The organism is Streptomyces sp. NPDC054956 (genome assembly GCF_053609185.1).
This window is the reverse complement of record NZ_JBSGXB010000130.1, coordinates 1-19,625: the sequence shown is the minus strand read 5'-3', so window position 1 is coordinate 19,625 and position 19,625 is coordinate 1. Positions and strand designations below refer to the sequence as shown.

Annotated in this window: 17 protein-coding genes; 7 read left to right on the top strand and 10 right to left on the bottom strand. The window is 74.1% G+C overall.

Annotated elements, in window-relative coordinates; all coding sequences use genetic code 11:
- The first annotated feature begins 237 nt into the window (after window positions 1-237).
- Entirely contained in the window at window positions 238-1,191 is a 954-nt protein-coding gene (locus ACWGDE_RS20960) for an IS481 family transposase (RefSeq protein WP_453390502.1), read from the top strand.
- Here ACWGDE_RS20960 and ACWGDE_RS20955 read toward each other — a convergent pair.
- The 3 genes from ACWGDE_RS20955 to recA form a co-directional block, all read right to left on the bottom strand.
- Window positions 1,188-3,770, bottom strand: a complete 2,583-nt coding sequence (locus ACWGDE_RS20955; RefSeq protein WP_453390501.1) for an FtsX-like permease family protein — start codon at window positions 3,768-3,770, stop codon at window positions 1,188-1,190. The two genes, ACWGDE_RS20960 and ACWGDE_RS20955, sit on opposite strands and share 4 nt — an antisense overlap.
- A gap of 88 nt (window positions 3,771-3,858) precedes the next feature.
- Window positions 3,859-4,536 carry a recombination regulator RecX gene (gene recX, locus ACWGDE_RS20950; protein ID WP_453390504.1) on the bottom strand — a complete coding sequence of 226 codons (678 nt, stop codon included), beginning with the start codon at window positions 4,534-4,536 and terminating at the stop codon, window positions 3,859-3,861.
- 6 nt (window positions 4,537-4,542) lie between these two features.
- Window positions 4,543-5,658: a recombinase RecA gene (gene recA, locus ACWGDE_RS20945; protein WP_453390500.1), complete on the bottom strand. Its 1,116-nt coding sequence runs from the start codon at window positions 5,656-5,658 to the stop codon at window positions 4,543-4,545.
- Between the two features lie 224 nt (window positions 5,659-5,882).
- Between recA and ACWGDE_RS20940 the strand changes: the two genes are divergently transcribed.
- Window positions 5,883-6,641, top strand: coding sequence for a Clp protease N-terminal domain-containing protein (locus ACWGDE_RS20940; protein WP_453390499.1), 759 nt, complete (start codon window positions 5,883-5,885; stop codon window positions 6,639-6,641).
- On the opposite strand, the gene ACWGDE_RS20935 is transcribed toward ACWGDE_RS20940, so the two are convergent.
- Window positions 6,595-7,689, bottom strand: coding sequence for an AI-2E family transporter (locus ACWGDE_RS20935; protein WP_453390503.1), 1,095 nt, complete (start codon window positions 7,687-7,689; stop codon window positions 6,595-6,597). The two genes, ACWGDE_RS20940 and ACWGDE_RS20935, sit on opposite strands and share 47 nt — an antisense overlap.
- Before the next feature lie 238 nt (window positions 7,690-7,927).
- Entirely contained in the window at window positions 7,928-8,122 is a 195-nt protein-coding gene (locus ACWGDE_RS20930) for a DUF3046 domain-containing protein (RefSeq protein ID WP_214955542.1), read from the bottom strand.
- 81 nt (window positions 8,123-8,203) lie between these two features.
- On the opposite strand from ACWGDE_RS20930, the gene ACWGDE_RS20925 reads away from it, so the two are divergent.
- Window positions 8,204-9,178, top strand: a complete 975-nt coding sequence (locus tag ACWGDE_RS20925; protein WP_453390498.1) for a hypothetical protein — start codon at window positions 8,204-8,206, stop codon at window positions 9,176-9,178.
- On the opposite strand, the gene ACWGDE_RS20920 is transcribed toward ACWGDE_RS20925, so the two are convergent.
- Together ACWGDE_RS20920 and ACWGDE_RS20915 are read right to left on the bottom strand one after the other, a co-directional pair.
- Complete coding sequence (locus tag ACWGDE_RS20920) at window positions 9,147-9,455, bottom strand: AzlD domain-containing protein (RefSeq protein ID WP_453390497.1); 309 nt, start codon at window positions 9,453-9,455, stop codon at window positions 9,147-9,149. The two genes, ACWGDE_RS20925 and ACWGDE_RS20920, sit on opposite strands and share 32 nt — an antisense overlap.
- A complete protein-coding gene (locus ACWGDE_RS20915; RefSeq protein WP_453390496.1) occupies window positions 9,452-10,171 on the bottom strand; it encodes an AzlC family ABC transporter permease in 720 nt (239 codons plus the stop codon). Before ACWGDE_RS20915 ends, ACWGDE_RS20920 begins: the two co-directional genes overlap by 4 nt.
- A gap of 66 nt (window positions 10,172-10,237) precedes the next feature.
- Between ACWGDE_RS20915 and ACWGDE_RS20910 the strand changes: the two genes are divergently transcribed.
- Window positions 10,238-11,038: a nucleotidyltransferase domain-containing protein gene (locus tag ACWGDE_RS20910; protein ID WP_453390495.1), complete on the top strand. Its 801-nt coding sequence runs from the start codon at window positions 10,238-10,240 to the stop codon at window positions 11,036-11,038.
- 15 nt (window positions 11,039-11,053) lie between these two features.
- Here ACWGDE_RS20910 and ACWGDE_RS20905 read toward each other — a convergent pair whose 3' ends face one another.
- Window positions 11,054-11,479 carry a hypothetical protein gene (locus tag ACWGDE_RS20905; protein WP_453390494.1) on the bottom strand — a complete coding sequence of 142 codons (426 nt, stop codon included), beginning with the start codon at window positions 11,477-11,479 and terminating at the stop codon, window positions 11,054-11,056.
- A gap of 48 nt (window positions 11,480-11,527) precedes the next feature.
- Entirely contained in the window at window positions 11,528-12,376 is an 849-nt protein-coding gene (locus ACWGDE_RS20900; protein ID WP_453390493.1) for an AraC family ligand binding domain-containing protein, read from the bottom strand.
- An 80-nt stretch (window positions 12,377-12,456) separates the two neighbouring features.
- Here ACWGDE_RS20900 and ACWGDE_RS20895 point away from each other — a divergent pair, with 80 nt between their 5' ends.
- The 3 genes from ACWGDE_RS20895 to ACWGDE_RS20885 all read left to right on the top strand — a co-directional run bounded on the left by ACWGDE_RS20895 (window position 12,457) and on the right by ACWGDE_RS20885 (window position 19,226).
- Window positions 12,457-17,070 carry an ATP-dependent helicase gene (locus tag ACWGDE_RS20895; protein ID WP_453390492.1) on the top strand — a complete coding sequence of 1,538 codons (4,614 nt, stop codon included), beginning with the start codon at window positions 12,457-12,459 and terminating at the stop codon, window positions 17,068-17,070.
- Window positions 17,071-17,423: 353 nt separating this feature from the next.
- Entirely contained in the window at window positions 17,424-18,422 is a 999-nt protein-coding gene (locus ACWGDE_RS20890; RefSeq protein WP_453390491.1) for a zinc finger domain-containing protein, read from the top strand.
- Window positions 18,423-18,458: 36 nt separating this feature from the next.
- The gene (locus ACWGDE_RS20885) at window positions 18,459-19,226 is read left to right on the top strand and encodes an SDR family NAD(P)-dependent oxidoreductase (RefSeq protein WP_453390490.1); all 768 of its coding nucleotides are present in this window, start codon (window positions 18,459-18,461) and stop codon (window positions 19,224-19,226) included.
- Here the strand turns inward: ACWGDE_RS20885 and ACWGDE_RS20880 are convergent.
- On the bottom strand, window positions 19,174-19,431 hold the full coding sequence (locus ACWGDE_RS20880) for a hypothetical protein (protein ID WP_453390489.1): 258 nt from the start codon (window positions 19,429-19,431) through the stop codon (window positions 19,174-19,176). The genes ACWGDE_RS20885 and ACWGDE_RS20880 overlap by 53 nt on opposite strands.
- Window positions 19,432-19,625: the final 194 nt, after the last annotated feature.

The window sequence follows — 19,625 nt, the reverse complement described above, 5'->3', positions numbered from 1 at the left end:
CGCGGTGTCCGGTGCCGTGCATCGCAAGGCGGAGGAGGGAGGCGACGCGGAGCGTCGTCGACCGACGACAACGCGGCGAGGTGCGGTGCCGGGCGGCGCGGGCCCGGCCTGATCCGAAAGACACGCCCTAGGTGTATTGATCACGAGCGTTGTTGACACTCGGTAGGTCTTGAACATGGCGAAGACCTCCGGTGTGGTGGGAGCTGTCTAGGAACCCATTGCGCAACGGAGGTCTTCGTGTCCCACCGTAATGCCCGGCTGACCGTCTTCGGTAGGCGCCTGCTGGTCGAACGTGTCGTCTCCGGCCGTCCGGTCGCCCACGTCGCCGCCGAGATGGGCATATCGCGGGCCACCGCCCACAAGTGGATGCGCCGGTGGCGGGCCGAAGGCCCGGCCGGGCTGCACGACCGGTCCAGCCGACCGCGCACGACACCGCACCGGACTCCCGCCGATATCGAGGCCCGGGTATGTGACCTGCGGCGGGCCCGCAAACTCGGCCCCGCACGGATCGGCCCGGTCCTGGGCCTGCCCGCCTCGACCGTCCACCGGATCCTGACCCGCCACGGTCTCAGCCGGCTCGCCTGGCTCGACCGCCCGACCGGAGCCGTGATCCGCCGCTACGAACGCGACCGTCCCGGTGAACTCGTTCACATCGACGTGAAGAAACTCGGCCGGATCCCCGACGGCGGCGGACACCGGGTCCTGGGCCGCGACGCGGGCCGGCCGATCCGCGGCATGGGCTTCGACTACATCCACTCCGCGGTCGACGACCACTCCCGCCTCGCCTACAGCGAGATCCACCCCGACGAGAAAGTCGCGACCTGCGCGGGCTTCCTCACCCGCGCGGCCGCCTTCTTCCACCACCACGGCATCACCCGCATCGAACGGGTACTGACCGACAACGCGTGGGCCTACCGCAAGGGCCTGGCCTGGAAAGCCGTCCTGGCCGACCTCGGCGCGGCCGCCAAACTCACCCGCGCCTACCGGCCGCAGACCAACGGCAAGGTCGAGCGCTTCAACCGCACCTTGCTCGACGAGTGGGCCTACCTGCGGCCCTACACCTCCAACCAGGAACGGACCGAAGCCCTGACAGACTTCCTCCACACCTACAACCACCACCGATGCCACACCGCACTGGGCGGACACCCGCCCATCAGCCGCGTGAACAACGCTGCGGGTCAATACACCTAGGCCTTGGACATGGCTACGTCCACCGGAGGGACTCTCAGGGCGAGGCGACCCGGGAGGGCCGTTGCGGTCAGCGCCAGCAGACCCGCCCCGCCGACCACCACCCCGTACACCAGCGGCAGCACCACCGGCGCCGCCACCCCCGTCATGCCCACGCTGAACGCGGTGAGTACCGCCAGCGCGATCCCCGATCCCAGCACCGCCCCCATCAGGAGCACCGCCAGCGCCTCCGCCCGCAGCATCCCCCGTACCTGCCTGCGCTTCGCGCCCGCGAGCCTCAGCATCGCGAACTCCCGCATCCGTTCCCCCGTGGACATCGCCAGGGTGTTGGCCACCGCGATCGCGGTGAAGGCGAGGACCAGCCCCATCGCCAGCAGGTTGATCTCCGCCCCCGCGGCGGTGGCGGTGGCGGCCCGCCGGTCGGCCTCGGCCGCCGACAGCAGTGCCACGCCCGGGTACTCCCGTACCGCCGCGGCCAGACGCTCCCGGGCCGCCTCACCCGGCTCCGCCGCCACCAGCACCCGCGAAGCCAGCGGATTGTCGACGTGCCCGGCCACCAGATCGTGCGGCAGCGTCACGTCGCCGAAGCCCAGCCCCCGCGCGTACACCGCCGACACCGTCAGCGTGACCGGCGTCCCGTCCCCCAGCGTCAGCGACAGCGGGCTGCCCGGCTTCAGTCCCAGCTGGTCGGCGGCCAGTTCGCTCACCGCCGCCTTCCCTTCCCCGAAGCCCGCGAGGCTGCCGCCGGTCACGCCCGGGTCCCAGGTCCGCTCCAGCCCGGCGGGGGTCACGCCCTGCGCCGAGTACTTCGCCAGTCCCACCCGGACCGAGGTGTGCACGACCTCGGTGGCCGCGGCGACCCCGGGGGTCCGGCGGACGTGTTCGGCGGCGGCGCCGGAGACTCCCGGTCCCCGCCCCGCGAGCACCCACTCGGCCCGCACCCCTTCGCGGGCCTGCGCCCGGGCCGCGTCCCCGAGCGTCGGGGTGACGAAGAGCACGGTGCAGGCCATCCCGACCAGCAGCGTGAGCGGGGTGACGGCGGAGGCCATCCGGGTGGCGTTGCCGCACAGGTTCGCGGTGGCGAGGTGGCCGCCCGTGCCCGCCAGCCGCAGCGGTCCGGCGAGGAGCGCGGTCGCGCCCTTGACGATCAGCGGGCCCAGCAGCGAGACGGCCCCGGCGAGCACGACGACGGCGAGGAACGTGACCGGCGTGGAGGCGGGCTCGGTGCGCAGGGTGCTCAGCACCGCGACCAGGACCACTCCCGCGGCCAGCATCAGCACTCCGGCGGCGATCCGCGCCCACGCGGGCCGGCCGCGCTCGACGGCGGCCTCGGCGAGCGCCTCGGCGGGGCGGATGCGGGCGACGCGCCGTGCGGTGATCCGGGCCGCGGCCCAGGCGCCGAGGAGGCTCGCGCCGACGGCGGCGATCATCGGGAAGATCCCGGCGGTGCGCTCCAGGGTGACAGGGACGACCCCGCTGTCGACGAACCGGCCGTACAGCAGGCCGGCCAGCGGCAGCCCGGCGAGGGCTCCGGCGACACCGGCGGCCAGACCCACCAGCATCGCCTCGCGGCCAATCATGCGGCGCAGCTGGCGGGGGGTGGCGGCGATGGCGCGGAGCAGGGCGAGCTCGCGGTGGCGCTGCTGGATCGACAGGGAGAAGGTTCCGACAACCACGAGGACCGCCACGAGGAGCGAGGTGCCGCCCATCGCGCCGCCCATGGAGACCAGCTTGATCCGGGCCCCGGCCGCGTCGAGGAACTCGACGGGTCCCCGCTCCTCGCCGGTGGCGACCTGCGCGGTGGTGCCCTGGAGCGCCTGGCGGACCCGCCCGGCGAGCTCGCCGGCGTCCACTCCGGCCTCGGGGAGGACCCCGATGGCGCTGACCCGGCCGTCGCGGGCGGCGAGCCGCTGCGCTTCGGCGTCGCTGAAGAACAGCGCGCTCTGGTGGGCGAGGCGCCCGCCGGCCGGGGTCGCGATCCCGCTGACCCGGTAGGTCCTGGGCTCTCCGGTGGACTGCACGGCAAGCTCGGAGCCCGGCTTCAGGGCGGCCCGGGCGGCGAGTCCGCTGTCGACGACGACCTCGGCGCCGTCCTGGGGCGCACGGCCCTCGGCGAGCGTGAACGGGGTGAGCGGGGCGGAGGTCCAGGCGTGACCGTACGAGGGCTTCGCGCCATCGGCGTCCCCGGCGACCTCGGCGCCCCCAGGGCTCCCGAAGAGCGGTACGGCCTGGAAGGTGAGTTCGGGGACGGCCCGCTCGACTCCGGGCACCGCGCGCACGGTGTCCACGGTGCCGGCCGGCAGCCAGGCCCGTTCGGCGACGGGCTTGGCCTTGTGCTTCGTCTTGACCTTCGGCGTATCGCCCTTCTTCACCTTGACCGTCGTCGCGTGGACGTTCTGGTCGGCGGAGACGACCACCGGGGCGCCCGCGTAGCGCTCGGTGGGGATCTTTCCGCGCAGCCCCGTCTCCAGGAGGGTCCCGCAGGCGGTGACGAGCGCCGCCGCGCACAACAGGGCGACGAAGGCACCGAGGAAACCGGCCTTGCGGTCCCTGGCGGTCTGCAGTGCGTAACGAAGCATCATGCGGACAACTCTGCCGACGGGGAGGCTCCTTGGCAGTGGAGCACCCCGGCGTCCGCGCCCGGGGGCTACCCCCATCCTGGGAGCGGGATCAGCCCCCGGGATACCCCAGGTCGTCGGCGTCGAAGTCCTCGGCGCCTTCCGCCTCCAGAGCGCGCCGGACCACCCGCAGGGCCATGCCCTCCGGGTACCCCTTGCGGGCCAGCATCCCGGCGAGGCGCCGGATCCGCTTGTCCCGCTCCAGGCCCCGGGTGGCGCGGAGCTTGCGCTCCACGAGCTCCCGGGCCGTCTCCTCCTCCTGGTCGGAGTCGAGCTGCTCCAGGGCGTCCTGTACGAGGGCAGCGTCCACCCCCTTGGTGCGCAGCTCCTGGGCCAGCGCCCGGCGGGCCAGGCCCCGGCCCCGGTGCCTGGATTCGACCCAGGCCCCGGCGAAGGCGGCGTCGTCGATCAGGCCCACCTCCTCGAACCGGGAGAGGACCTCGTGCGACACCTCCTCGGGGATGTCCCGTTTGGCCAGGGCGTCCGCGAGCTGCCGCCGGGTACGCGGCATCCCGGTGAGCAGGCGCAGACAGATCGCCCGCGCCTGCTCCTCGGGACTCTGGGGCGGCAGCTCCTGACGGCCTTCGCGGCCCTCACGGCCCTCGGTGCGACGGCCTTCCCGACCGCCGTCCCGGCCGTCGTCCCGGCCGCCGCCCCCGCGGCGGCCCGCACGACTGCCCTCACGACGGCCTTCCCGGCCGCCCGTGCCACCGTCCCTTTCCTGCTCCAACACGGATCAGCTCTTGGCGACGGCGGCCTTGGCCGCGGTCTTGGCCTTCGACGCGGGGGCGGGTACGGCCGGCGTCTCGGCGGACGCGTCCGCGCCCGCCTCGGCGGTGGCGGCCGCGGCGTCCTTGCGGACACCGACACCCAGCTTCTCCTTGATCTTCCGCTCGATCTCGTTGGCGAGGTCGGGGTTGTCCTTGAGGAAGTTGCGGGCGTTCTCCTTGCCCTGGCCGAGCTGGTCGCCCTCGTACGTGTACCAGGCGCCGGCCTTGCGCACGAAGCCGTGCTCCACGCCCATGTCGATCAGACCGCCCTCGCGGCTGATGCCCTGGCCGTAGAGGATGTCGAACTCGGCCTGCTTGAAGGGCGGCGCGACCTTGTTCTTGACGACCTTGACGCGGGTGCGGTTGCCGACCGCGTCCGTGCCGTCCTTGAGGGTCTCGATGCGCCGGATGTCGAGGCGCACGGAGGCGTAGAACTTCAGCGCGCGACCACCGGTGGTGGTCTCCGGCGAGCCGAACATCACGCCGATCTTCTCGCGGAGCTGGTTGATGAAGATCGCGGTGGTCTTGGACTGGCTGAGCGCACCGGTGATCTTCCGGAGGGCCTGGCTCATCAGACGGGCCTGGAGACCCACGTGCGAGTCGCCCATCTCACCCTCGATCTCCGCGCGCGGCACGAGCGCCGCGACGGAGTCGATGACGATGAGGTCGAGCGCGCCGGAGCGGACCAGCATGTCCACGATCTCCAGCGCCTGCTCGCCGGTGTCCGGCTGGGACAGGATGAGGTTGTCGGTGTCCACGCCGAGGGCCTTGGCGTACTCGGGGTCGAGCGCGTGCTCGGCGTCCACGAAGGCGACGGTGCCGCCGGCCTTCTGCGCGTTGGCCACGGCGTGCAGGGTCAGGGTCGTCTTACCGGAGGACTCCGGCCCGTACACCTCGACCACGCGGCCGCGCGGCAGCCCGCCGACGCCCAGCGCGATGTCCAGCGCCGTCGACCCGGTCGGGATGACGTCGATGGGGTCGTTCGGCTTGTCGCCGAGACGCATCACGGCGCCCTTGCCGAACTGCCGTTCAATCTGTGCGAGAGCGGCGTCGAGGGCCTTCTCGCGGTCGGTGCCTGCCATGGGTTCCACCCGATTTACTTGAGTCGATCGCTTCACGCCATTGACGCTAACGCCTGCCACTGACAACGCGCTCCCACGCCCGGTTTGGCTGTGGATAACCCATAAGAATGCGTGTTCGATTTCCGTGTCAAGCGCGCCACGCCGGACCCGCCCGCCGCACCGGAACGCGGGGACTGACAACCAAGGGTTGACACCCTTTGGACTGTCAACCTAGGGTTGCACTCATGACGAACCCTTCGGTGGAACCCGTTCGCATGACCAATCCGGTACGCCTCGACGACCTCATCGAGGCCATCAAGAAGGTCCACACCGACACCCTCGAGCAGCTCAGCGGCGCCGTCGTCGCCGCCGAGGCCCTCGGGGACGTCGCCGACCACCTCATCGGCCACTTCGTCGACCAGGCCCGCCGCTCCGGCGCGTCCTGGACCGACATCGGCCGCAGCATGGGCGTCACCCGCCAGGCCGCCCAGAAGCGCTTCGTCCCCAAGGCCGACAAGGCCGGGGAGGGCAACGACGTCGACGCCGCCCAGGGCTTCGCCCGCTTCACGCCCCGTGCCCGCAACGTCGTCGTGACCGCCCAGAACGAGGCCCGCGAGGCCGGCAACGCCGAGATCGGTGCCGCCCACCTGGTCCTCGGCCTGCTCGCCGATCCCGAGTCCCTCGCCGTGATCGCCCTGCGGTCGCAGGGGATCGAGCCCGAAGCCGTCCGCACCGCCGTGACGGCCGCCCTGCCCGCCCCCGCCGCCGAGATGCCCGCGCTCGTGCCCTTCGACGCCGTGGCCAAGAAGGCGCTGGAGCTCACCTTCCGCGAATCCCTGCGGCTGGGCCACGGCTACGTCGGCACCGAGCACATCCTGCTCGCCCTCCTCGAACTCGAGGACGGCGAAGGCGTGCTCGCCTCCCTCGGCATCGACAAGGCCGCCACCGAGGCGAGCGTCACCGAAGCCCTGGAATCCGTACTCGGCGCCGCCGGGAAGGAGTAGCGCTCCCCGAGGTCCCGTCCTCCTCCACCGCGTACCGCTTCACGTACGCCCCGAGGAAGGCCTGCATCGTGGCGACGGCCGGGATCGCGATGAGCGCCCCGACCGCGCCCAGCAGGGCGGTTCCGGCGATGACCGAGCCGAAGGCCACCGCCGGATGGATGTCCACCGTCTTCGAGGTCAGCTTCGGCTGGAGCACGTAGTTCTCGAACTGCTGGTACACCACCACGAATCCGAGTACGTACAGCGCGTACCAGGGATTGACCGAGAAGGCGAGCAGGATCGGCAGCGCGCCCGCCAAGTAGGTGCCGATGGTGGGGATGAACTGCGAGACCAGCCCCACCCACACCGCGAGCGCGGGCGCGTACGGCACGTTGAGGACCACGAGGACGACGTAGTGCGCGACCCCGGAGACCAGCGCCATCAGTCCGCGCGAGTAGAGGTAGCCGCCCGTCTTGGTGACGGCGATCTCCCAGGCCCGCAGCACCTCCGCCTGCTTCGCGGGCGGCAGTACGGAGCACAGCGCGCGCCGCAGCCTCGGCCCGTCGGCGGCGAAGTAGAAGGCGAACAGCCCGATCGTGAGCAGCTTGAAGAGTCCGCCGAGCACGGTGGCGGACACGTCCAGCACGCCGCTCGCGCTGTTCTGCACGTACTTCTGCAGCCAGTCGGAGTGCAGGAGGCTGTCCTGGATCGCCAGCCGGGACAGCTTGGTGTGGAAGGCCCGGTTGATCGAGTTGATCACCGAGTCGAGGTAGCCGGGGAAGCCCTGCACCATGTCGGAGATCTGCCCGGCGAGCATCGAGCCGAGCAGGACGACGAATCCCGCGGACGCGACGAACACCCCGAGGAACACCAGGAAGGTGGCGAGCCCGCGGCGCATGCCCCGGGCCGCCATCCTGGCCACGGCGGGTTCGATGGCGAGCGCGAGGAAGAACGAGATCAGGATGTTGACGAGCAGCCCGATCAGCTGGTGGAAGGCCCAGCTGCCGAGCTGGAAACAGGCGACGAGCGCCAGGACGAGGACCACCGCGCGCGGCAGCCAGCGCGGCATCCGCGCGTCACCTCCGACGGGGGCGGCCCCGGTCGGCGGGCTCCCCGGCCCGCCGGACGCGGTCGGCCCGGCGGAGTCGGCCGGTGCGGCCGGATCCGCCCGCCCGGGCGAGGGCGCTTCCTCGGCGGCTCGGGGCTGGTCGGTCGTCTCTTCGGTGGCTGCCACCCGGCCAAGTCTGGCCCACGCGCGCCCCGGACCACGAAGCGGCGGCCCGCGCAACACCCGCGCCCGCGGGACGTCAGCGCAGCGAGGCCGGCACGTCGACCGCCGAACACACCGCGCGCCACACGTCCTTGGCCTCCCAGCCCGCGTCCAGCGCCTCGTGGACCGTACGGCCCCCGAGCTCCGTCATGACGTGGTCCCGCGCGAAGGAGTCCGCGTAGCCCGCGCCGAAGTGCTCGGCCATCCGTTCCCAGAAAATCGTCAACCGCATGCCCCCAGTATCCCGCCCCGGAGAGTGCACCCGTCCCGTTCGGGCCCCCCGGGCGCCCCACGGGCCCCTACCGTTTCCCGCATGCCTGGAGACGATCCCTGCGCCCCGGCGGCGCCGACGGCGACGAGCGCGCTGGCCCGCGCCGAGCAGTTCATCTGGCTCACGGCCCGGGTCCTGGAACAGCGGCGGTTCGCGTTCCACTTCCTCGGCGGGGAGGCCGACCCGGTGGACGCGGCCCTCGGCGCGTACCTCGGCGGCGACGGCGGGTACGGCCACGCCCTCGACCCGGACCTGCGCGGCCCGCTGAGCCACCCGCTGCACACCGCCCACGCCCTGCGCGTCCTGGACGACCTGGGCCGCTGCGCCGGACAGCGCATCGAGCGGCTCTGCTGCCACCTGGCCCGGGTCTCCACCCCGGAGGGGGCGCTCGCGGCGACCTCCCCGGCCCCGGGCGGCTACCCGGCGGCCCCGCACCACCGCCTGTACGACGAGCCGCCCGGCGACCTGCCGGCCACCGGCCCCGTCGTCGGGATCCTGCACCGCAACCGGGTCTGGCACGCGTGGCTGTTCCGGGCGACGGAGTTCTGCTGGGACCGGGTGGAGAACCTGCGCCACCCGCACCCGTACGAGATCCGGGGCGCGGTGTCCTTCCTGGACGGCGTCCCCGACCGGGCCCGGGCCTCGGCGGCCGCCGACCGGCTGGGCCGGCTGGTGCGCGAGCGGCGCCTGGTCGTACTGGACCCGGCGCGCCGGGAGTCCTGCCCGCCGCTGCCCGGCTCCGTGCCGGGCGAGCACCTCTACCCGTACGACTTCGCCCGCCATCCGCGCTCCCTGGCCCGGGCCTGGTTCACGGACGCGGAGCTGAGCCGCTCGCTGCACTTCCTGGCCGGGCTCCAGCAGCCGGACGGCGGCTGGCCGGTGCAGGGCGGGCAGTGGGCGCCGGGCAGCTCGCTGGAGCGGCGGCCGATCGCCACGCTGGAGGCCCTGCTGACGCTGCGGGCGTACGGATGGCCGCTGGGCGGAGCTAGCCTCCCAGCGCCCGCACCCCCGCGGTGACGACGACGGCCGCCGCGACCACGACGAGGAACGGGGCCCTCAGCAGCAGCGCGACCCCAGCGGCCGCGAGCCCGGCGGCACGGGCGTCGAGTACGAGCTCCTGGCCGGAGGCGAAGGTCTGCTGCGCGGTGAGCGCGGCGAGCAGGGCGACCGGCAGGAGCGCGGCGAGCTTGCGCACCGCCGGCCGCTCCAGGGCTCCGGCGGGGACGAGCAGTCCGGCGAGCTTGACGGCGTAGCAGCCGACGACGGTGAGCCCGATGGCGATCCAGACGTTCACGAGCGGCGTCCCTTCATCCACAGCACGATCGGCGCGGCCAGCGCCGCGATCAGCACCGGCACCCCGGCGGGGAGTACGGGCAGCAGGCCCAGCCCGAGGACGAGGGCGAGGGCGGCGACGGCCCGCTCGGTGGTGGTCTTGAGCATCGGCGCGAGCAGCGCGAGGAAGACGGCGGGCCCTGCGGCGTCCAGCCCCCACGCCCTGGTGTCCCCGATGGCCTCGGCGCCGAGCGCGCCCAGCAGGGTGGTGAGGTTCCACAGGACGTAGAGGCTCAGCCCGGTCACGGTGAAGCCGAGGCGCGCCGACTTCCGGTCGGGCTGGGCGAGGGCCACGGCGGTGGTCTCGTCGATGACCCAGTGCGCGGCGAGCGGCCGCACCCCCTTGGGCAGCGCGAGGAGCTGGGACAGCCGCAGCCCGTAGAAGGCGTTGCGGGTCCCCAGGAAGAAGGCCCCGGCGGCGGCGGTGAACGGATTCCCGCCCGCGGCCAGTGCCCCGACCAGCGCGAACTGCGAGGCCCCGGTGAAGACGAGCAGGCTGAGCACGCAGGCCTGCAGGGTGCTGATCCCGGACCCGGCGGCGGTCACCCCGAAGGCGAACCCGGACAGTCCGACCGCCACGCCGACGCCGAGCGCGTCCCGTACGACGGCGGCGCGCGGCTTGACCTCGGCCGCGGACCCGCCGGGGACCTCTCGACCTGGAACCTCTTGTATGGCCATCTGATGTTCTCCCACGCCCCGAAAATATTCGGGGAGCGCCTTGCGGGTCTTGTACGTTCTTGCACCATGCATGAAGCGATCAAGGAAATGGCGGACCGGCTGGCCGAGGTGCCCGGGGTCCGCGGAGTGATGCTGGGCGGCAGCCGGGCCCGCGGCGAGCACCGGCCGGAATCCGACTGGGACCTCGGCGTCTACTACCGGGGCGACCTCGACCTCGACGCCCTGGGCGCGCTGGCCGGACCGGACGTGGAGGTCGCCGGGCCGGGCGGCTGGGGCCCCTGGGTCAACGGCGGAGCCTGGCTGCGCGTGGACGGGGTGGCGGTGGACTGGATCCTGCGGGACCTGGACCGGGTCGAGCGGGTCTGGGAGGACTGCCGCGAGGGCCGCTACGAGGTGGGCGTGCAGCCGGGGCACCCGCTCGGCTTCTGGTCCGCCTGCTACCCGGGCGAGGTGGCCCTCGGACGGGTCCTGGCCGACCCGTCGGGCGAGCTGACCGCCCTGCGCGAGCAGACCTCGGTGTATCCGGAGCCGCTGCGGGACTCCCTGATCGCCGGGGCCTGGGAGGCGGAGTTCCTGGTCGCGGGCGCCGCGAAGGGCGCGGCCCGCGGGGACTCCCTGTACGTCTCCCTGTGCCTGTCCCGCGCCTTCGGCGTCCTCGTCCAGTCCCTGTACGCGGCGGACCGCTGCTGGTGCCTCAACGAGAAGGGCGCCCTGGCCTCGGCGGAGCTCCTGCCGAGCGCTCCGGCGGGCTTCGGCGACCGCGTCCGTACCCTGCTGGGCGCGCAGGGCACGACCCCCGAGGCCCTGACGGCCACGGTGGCCGAGGCGCGGGTGCTCGTCGAGGGGACCCGCGCGGCACTGGCGTGAGCGGACCGGGGTCGGCTACGGCCGGGTGAAGCCCGCCTGGCGGGCGTGGACGGTGACGGTGCCGCCGCCGAGCATCTCGGCCTTCCGGCGGAGCTGGTCCACGGCCGCCGGGCTCGGCCGGCCGTAGACGTCGATGGATCTCATGCGGATGAACGCGGCGAACGCGCGGAACTTCTCCCCGCCGAGCTCCATGTGGAACTCCAGGGACGCCGAATCGGGATGGACGGCCACCAGGGTCATCGTGGACTCGGTCTCGTCGATGTAGAACTGATAGGCGATCAGCTGCGGCTCGCGCGCCTCGACGAACTCGGCCAGGTCGCGCATCCCGTTCCTGACGTCCTCGAGTCTGCCCTCGCGGATGTCCGAGCGGTCGACGTAGTAGAGGGGTGCGGCGCGACCGGGTTCCGGGTGAACGGGCGCCGCGTGCAGGGGTTCCGCCATGGCACCGGAACCTACCGCCGGATCCCCGTCCGGCCCGCCCGGCGCGGCCTAACCCGCCGCCCGTTCCCTCCGGTAGGCCCCCGGCGGCACCCCCACGATGCGGGTGAAGTGCCGGTTCAGGTGCGGCTGGTCGGTGAAGCCGACGGTGACGGCCGCCTCCGCCGGCGGGGTTCCCGCGTCGAGCAGCCGGCGGGCCCTGCGGACCCGGGCGTCGGTCAGCCAGGTGTGCGGGGGCATGCCGTAGCGCTCGCGGAAGGCCCGCAGCAGGGCGAACGGGCTGGTGCCCAGCTCCGCGGCGAGCTGTTCCAGCGAGGGCGGTTCGCCCATCCGCTCCTCCAGTACGGCCCGGGCCCGCTCCGCGTCGGCGGCGCCCGCGCGGCGCACCGTACGGGCGGGCAGCGGCCCGGCGTGCCGGGTCAGCATCCGGGCCACCACACCGCGCAGCAGCGTGTCGGCGGCCAGCGCGTTCCCGGCCTCGGCGGCCCGGTGGACCTCGGTGATCACCCGGGAGGCCTGCGGGTCGGCGACCAGGTCCGCCGTGAATCCGGGGGTCCCGCGCAGGGTGCCGAGCTCGTCGGCCACCTCGGCGATCAGCGCCCGGGAGGGGTAGAGGGTGGCGTACGCCCAGCCCTCGGGGACTCCGGCGCGTGCGGTGTGCGGGACCTCGGGGTTGATCAGGACCACGCTGCCGGGGCCGGCCCGGACGGTGCCGCCCGGCAGGCCGATCTCCTCGACGCCGCCGGTGACGGCCGCGATGACGTAGCCGTCGTGGGCGTGGCGCGGGAAGGTGTGGCGCACGTAGTGGGCGCGCAGCAGGTCCAGCCCGGGCAGTTCCGCGTACTGCCAGTGCCGCGCCCACTCCCGGCGGCCCTCGTCCGCTCCGGTCCCCGTCCCCATCCCCCCATTCTGCGCCCCGGTGGGCCGGGGTGTTCGCGCAGGTCCGGCCCGTTGTCAGTGGGCGGGTGCACGATGGGGGCATGTCCGGTACCGCGCTCGAATCGTTCTCCCCCGCGACCCGCTCCTGGTTCACGGGGGCCTTCGTCTCGCCCACCGCCGCCCAGGAGGGCGCCTGGCGGGCGATCGGGCAGGGTTCGGACGTGCTGGTGGTGGCCCCCACCGGCTCCGGCAAGACCCTGGCCGCCTTCCTCGCCGCCCTCGACCGGCTCGCGTCCACCCCGCCGCCGGCCGAGACGAAGAAGCGCTGCCGGGTGCTGTACGTATCGCCCCTGAAGGCCCTCGCGGTGGACGTGGAGCGCAACCTGCGCAGCCCCCTGACGGGAATCCGGCAGGAATCGGTGCGCCTGGGCCTGCCCGAGCCGGACATCCGGGTCGGCATCCGCTCCGGCGACACCCCGCCCGCCGAGCGGCGGGCACTGGCGACCCGGCCGCCGGACATCCTGATCACCACTCCCGAGTCGCTGTTCCTGATGCTGACCTCGGCGGCCCGCGAGGCCCTGGCCGGGATCGAGACGGTGATCCTGGACGAGGTGCACGCCGTCGCCGGGACCAAGCGCGGCGCCCATCTCGCGCTGTCCCTGGAGCGGTTGGACGAGCTGCTGCCGCGCCCGGCGCGCCGCATCGGCCTGTCGGCGACGGTCCGCCCGGTGGACGAGGTGGCCCGCTACCTCGCCCCGCGCGGCAAGGTGGAGATCGTCCAGCCGCCGTCGACCAAGGAGTTCGACCTGTCGGTGGTCGTCCCGGTCGAGGACATGGGCGAGTTGGGCGGCTCGCCGGCCACCGAGGGCAAGGAGGGCGGGGACAAGCCGTCGATCTGGCCGCACGTGGAGGAGCGGATCGCCGATCTGGTCCAGGCCCACCGCTCCACGATCGTGTTCGCCAACTCCCGGCGCCTCGCCGAGCGCCTGTGCAACCGGCTCAACGAGATCGCGTACGAACGCGCCATGGGCAGCCCCCTGCCCGAGGGCTCGCCCCCGGCCGAGATCATGGCCCAGTCGGGCGCCGCCCACGGTGCGCCGCCGCTGCTGGCCCGCGCCCACCACGGTTCGGTCTCCAAGGAGCAGCGGGCGCTCGTGGAGGAGGACTTGAAGGCGGGCCGGCTGCCCGCCGTGGTCGCCACCTCCAGCCTGGAACTGGGCATCGACATGGGCGCGGTCGACCTGGTCATCCAGGTCGAGTCGCCGCCGTCGGTGGCCTCCGGGCTCCAGCGGGTCGGCCGGGCCGGGCACCAGGTGGGCGCGGTCTCCACCGGCGTCGTCTTCCCCAAGTACCGCGGCGACCTGGTCCAGGCGGCCGTGGTCACCGAGCGGATGCGCACCGGCTCCATCGAGTCCCTGCGGGTGCCGTCCAACCCGCTGGACGTACTGGCCCAGCAGCTCGTCGCGATGACCGCGATGGACACCTGGCAAGTGGACGACCTGATCGCGTTGGTCCGGCGGGCGGCGCCCTTCGCGGCGCTGCCCGAATCGGCGTTCACGGCCGTCCTGGACATGCTGGCCGGCCGCTACCCCTCGGACGCGTTCGCCGAGCTCAGACCCCGGGTGGTCTGGGACCGCGTCGCCGGTACGGTCACCGGCCGGCCGGGCGCCCAGCGGCTCGCGGTCACCTCGGGCGGGACCATCCCGGACCGCGGCCTCTTCGGCGTCTTCCTGGCCGGGTCGACTGCATCCGATGAGAAGAGGGGGAAGAGGGGCGGCGGCCGGGTCGGCGAACTCGACGAGGAGATGGTCTACGAGTCCCGCGTCGGCGACGTCTTCACCCTCGGCACCACCTCCTGGCGGATCGTGGACATCACCCGCGACCAGGTACTCGTCACCCCCGCCCCCGGCGTCCCGGGCCGGCTCCCGTTCTGGAAGGGCGACCAGCTGGGGCGCCCGCTCGAACTGGGCCGCGCGGTCGGCGCGTTCCTGCGCGAGCTCGGCGGCCTGACCGCCGAGGACGCCCGCCTGCGCCTGCTGGCGGCGGGCCTGGACGCCTGGGCCGCGGAGAACGTCCTCGCGTACCTCGCCGAACAGCGCGAGGCCTGCGGCCACGTACCGGACGACCGGACCATCGTCGTCGAGCGCTTCCGCGACGAACTGGGCGACTGGCGGGTCGTCGTCCACTCCCCCTTCGGCGCCCAGGTGCACGCCCCCTGGGCGCTGGCGCTCGGCGCCCGCCTCTCCGAGCGGTACGGGATGGACGCGCAGGTGATGCACGCCGACGACGGCATCGTGCTGCGCCTCCCGGACGCCGACCTGCTGAGCATGGACCTGGACCTGCTGGACCACGACCCGGCACGGGACCGGTCCTTCGACTTCGACGACGACAAACCCCCGCTCGGCGCGGCGGACGTGGTCTTCGACCACGGGGACGTCAACCAGATCGTCACCGACCAGGTGGGCGGGTCCGCGCTGTTCGCCTCGCGGTTCCGCGAGTGCGCGGCGCGCGCCCTGCTGCTGCCGCGCCGCTCGCCCGGCAAGCGCACCCCGCTGTGGCAGCAGCGCCAGCGTGCCTCGCAACTCCTCCAGGTGGCCTCGGAGTTCGGCTCCTTCCCGATCGTGCTGGAAGCCGTACGGGAATGCCTGCAGGACGTCTTCGACGTACCGGGCCTGACCGAGCTGATGGGGGACATCGAGGCCCGCCGGGTCCGCCTCGTCGAGGTCACCACCACCGAGCCCTCCCCCTTCGCCCGCTCCCTCCTCTTCGGGTACGTCGCCCAGTTCCTCTACGAGGGCGACTCGCCCCTCGCCGAACGCAGGGCGGCCGCGCTGTCCCTGGACTCCCGGCTGCTGGCCGAACTGCTGGGCCAGGCCGAGCTCCGCGAACTGCTGGACGCGGGGGTACTGGAGGAACTGGAGCGGGAGCTCCAGTGGCTGACCGAGGACCGGCGGGCCAAGGACGCCGAGTCGGTGGCCGACCTGCTGCGCCTGCTGGGCCCGCTCACCCCGGCCGAGCTGGCCGCGCGCGGCGCGGAACCGGCCTGGGCGCAGTCCCTCGCCTCCTCCCGCCGGGCGATCCGGATCCGCATCGCCGGCGAGGACCACTGGGCGGCGATCGAGGACGCGGGCCGGCTGCGGGACGCACTGGGCACGGCGCTCCCGGTGGGCGTCCCGGAGGCGTTCACCGAGCCGGTCAAGGACCCGCTCGGCGACCTCCTGGCCCGCTACGCCCGGACCCACGGCCCCTTCACGACCGCCACCGCCGCCGCCCGCTTCGGGCTGGGCCCGGCCGTGACGGACGGCGCGCTGCACCGGCTCGCGTCGGCCGGGCGCGTGGTCCAGGGCGAGTTCCACCCTGCCGGGATCGGCCAGGAATGGTGCGACGCGACGGTACTGCGCCGGCTGCGCCGCCGTTCGCTGGCCGCGCTGCGCCAGGAGCTGGAGCCCGTCCCGCCCGCCGCCCTCGCCACCTTCCTCCCCCAGTGGCAGCACCTGGGCGGGGCCCTGCGCGGAATCGACGGCCTGGCCCGCGCGATCGAACAGCTCCAGGGCGCCCCGGTCCCGGCCTCCGCCCTCGAACGCCTGATCCTCCCGTCCCGGGTCGCCGACTACTCCCCCACCCTCCTGGACGAGCTCACCACCACGGGCGAGGTGGTCTGGGCGGGTGCGGGGGCCCTGCCGGGCAAGGACGGCTGGATCTCCCTCTACCTCGCGGAGGCGGCCCCGCTCCTCCTCCCGCCGCAGCACCCCCTGGAGCTGAACCCGCTCCACGAAGCGATCCTCGGCACCCTCTCCGGCGGCTACGGCCTGTTCTTCCGCCAGCTGACGCAGTCGGTGCGCACCCGCCACCCCGACGCCTCGGACGCGGAGCTCTCCGCCGCGCTCTGGGACCTGGCCTGGTCGGGCCGCCTGACCAACGACACCCTGGCCCCCCTGCGCTCCCTCCTCGGCTCGGGCCGCACGGCGGGCGCCACCGCCCACCGCGCGCGCCGTACGATCCCCCGCGGCCGCTACGGCACGCTCACCACGCCCGCCTCCCGTACGGGCCCGCCCACGGTGTCGGGCCGCTGGTCCCTGCTCCCGGTCCACGCACCCGACCCGACGCACCGCGCGCACGCGCTGGCCCGCACCCTGCTGGACCGGCACGGCGTGGTGACCCGGGGCGCGGTGGCCGCCGAGGGCGTGGAGGGCGGCTTCAGCGCGGTCTACCGCGTCCTGTCCGCCTTCGAGGACAGCGGCCAGGCCCGCCGGGGCTACGTGGTCGAGGGCCTGGGCGCGGCCCAGTTCGCCATGGACGGAGCGGTGGACCGCCTGCGCGCCGCGGAACGGACCCCACCGCCACTGGTGGCGGTGGTCCTGGCGGCCGCCGACCCCGCGAACGCCTACGGCGCGGCCCTCCCCTGGCCGGAACCCCCGGCCGGCGCCACCCACAAACCGGGCCGCAAGGCGGGCTCCCTGGTGGTCCTGGTCGACGGCGAACTCACCCTCTACCTGGAGCGCGGCGGCAAAACCCTCCTCGCCTGGCCGGATCCGGACGACCCCCGCCTGACAGCGGCCACGTCCGCCCTGGCGGCATCCTCCCGCTCAGGCACCCTCCCCGCCCTCACGGTGGAACGCATCAACACCACCCCCGCCCTGACCTCCCCGTACGCCCCACCCCTGGAATCCTCCGGCTTCCACGCCACCCCCCGAGGCCTCCGCCTCCGCCAATGAGGGGAGCAACAGCCCGCGAACGGCGGACTGCAAACACCCCCGCCGGCCCGGACCCCGACGCACACCCCTGCCGCACGGACGCGGCCCCCGGAACGGGGTCCGGGGCGCAGCCCCAGGGAGCACGCGCCGAGGCGCAGCTCTGCCGACGGGGTCCGGGGCGCAGCCCCGGGGAACGGCGGAAGGGTGGGGCGGGGAGGAACGCCGCGCAGCGGTACGCAAGGCCCCGCAGGCGGCACCGGCCCCGGGACGCCGAAGCCTGCCGCCGGGACCGGGCCCCCGCCAGGACACGCGCCGCGCCGGCCGCAGCGTCCCCGGCACGGGACGACGGGCCCGCTCCGAAGGAGAATGGCCCTATGCCCGAAGGAGACAGCGTCTACCGCGTCGCGGCCCGGCTCCGCGAGGCCCTCGCGGGCGAAGTGCTCATCCGCTCCGACCTCCGCGTCCCCCGCTTCGCCACCGCCGACCTCACCGGCCTCACCACCCTCGGCGTCGTCCCCCGGGGCAAACACCTCCTCATCCGCCTCGGCGAGGCCGGAACCCAAGCCGAAGCCGGCCCGGGAACCCCTCCCGAAGCCCGCGCCGGTGCCGAACCCGGGGCCGATGCCGGTCCCGGTCCCGGGGCCGATGCCGGTCCCGGTCCCGGGGCCGGTGCCGGAGCCAGGGCCGGAGCCGCTCCCCGCGGGGGAACCCGTACCGGAGGCGACGAAGCCAAAGCGCGACCCGCAGCCGGGGGCACCCCCCTCCTCACCCTCCACACCCACCTCCGCATGGACGGCACCTGGCGCATCCTCCCCACCCCCGCCGGAGGCACCCCGCCCGGCCCCGCCCACGAGATCCGCGTCATCCTCGCCACCGCCGCCCACACGGCCGTCGGCTACCGCCTCCCCGTCGTCGAGCTGCTCCGCACCGCCGACGAGCACCGCGTCGTGGGCCATCTCGGCCCCGACCTCCTCGGCCCCGACTGGGACGCGGAGGCCGCCGCCGCGAACCTCCTCGCCGCCCCCGGCCGCCCCCTCGGCGAGGCCCTCCTCGACCAGCGCAACCTGGCCGGCATCGGCAACATCTACAAGGCCGAGCTCTGCTTCCTCGCGCAGGTCACCCCCTGGACCCCCGTCGGCGACATCCCGCCCGCCACGTTCCCCCGCCTCGCCGCCGCCGCACACCGGCTCCTCGACGCGAACAAGGACCGCCGCCGCAACACCACCGGCAGCCGCCGCCCCGGTCAGGACCTCTTCGTGTACGGCCGTACCCACCGCCCCTGCCTGCGCTGCGCCACCCCCGTCCGCGAGGCCCCGCAGGACGGCCGCCCCACCTACTGGTGCCCCCGCTGCCAATCCGGCCCCACACCATAGTTGACGCTCCGTCAGATCCGGTCGTACCGTCCCCGCATGCCCACACCCACTGCGTACGACCTCACCGGCCGCACCGCCCTGGTCACCGGTGCCGCCAGCGGCATAGGCCGCGCCACCGCCGTACTGCTCGCCGAGGCGGGAGCGTCCGTGCACTGCGCGGACCGCGACGCCAACGGCCTGCGGGAGACCGCCGAGCTGATCACCAAGGCGGGCGGGCGGGCGGAGGTCCATCCCCTCGACGTGACCGACCGCGCGGCCATCGAGGCCGCCGTGGCGCAGGCCGGCCCGCTCGACATCACCGCCGCGATCGCCGGGATCATGCACAGCAGCAGCGTCCTGGAGACGACCGACGAGGACCTCGACCGGGTCCTGGACATCAACTTCAAGGGCGTCCTGCGCACCTGCCAGGAAGCCGCCCGCTCGATGATCGCGGCCGGCCGGCCCGGTTCGATCATCACGATGGCCTCCGGCGCCGTGGACGCCGCCCAGCCCGGCCTGCTCTGCTACAGCGCCGCCAAGGCGGCCGTCGTCCAGCTGACCAAGACCCTCGCCACCGAGGCCGGCCCGCACGGCATCCGCGTCAACGCCGTGGCGCCCGGATGGATCCGTACCCCGATGACCGGCCGCCACAGCCCGGAGGTCCAGGAGCAGACGGAGGCGATGATGACCCGGATGTCCCCGCTGCGCCGCGTGGGCGAGCCCGAGGACATCGCCCAGGCCGTGCTCTACCTCGCCTCGGACGCCTCGTCCTTCATGACGGGCCAGATCCTTCGTCCGAACGGTGGAGTCTCGATGCCCTGGTAGCCGCCGCCCCACGACGCCCGCGCACCGGCCCCGGCACACAGTGCACGGGCAGCAGCCCCAGTCCCCACCCTCCGACGGCGACCGCCCCCTCCAGGGGCCCCGCCTCGGCCGGCGCCAGCACCAGCCGCAGCACGGCCCACCACCACAGGACGCCCACCGCGAGCACGAGGGCCAGGCCCGCGGGTATGCGCAGCAACCGCCGCACGGTCACCTCCCAGGGGCCGGGGACCCGGACGGGCCCATCCTCCCCCACCCCCCGCGGCCCCGCACCCAGAACGGCCCGGAGCCCCGGTCGATGCGGTCCTGAACGTCACCGGGGCGAGCACCTTCAACAACAGCATCACGACCACCGGCGGCGTCACCGCCGCAGGCAATATCACGGCCGGAGGGAATCGGGTG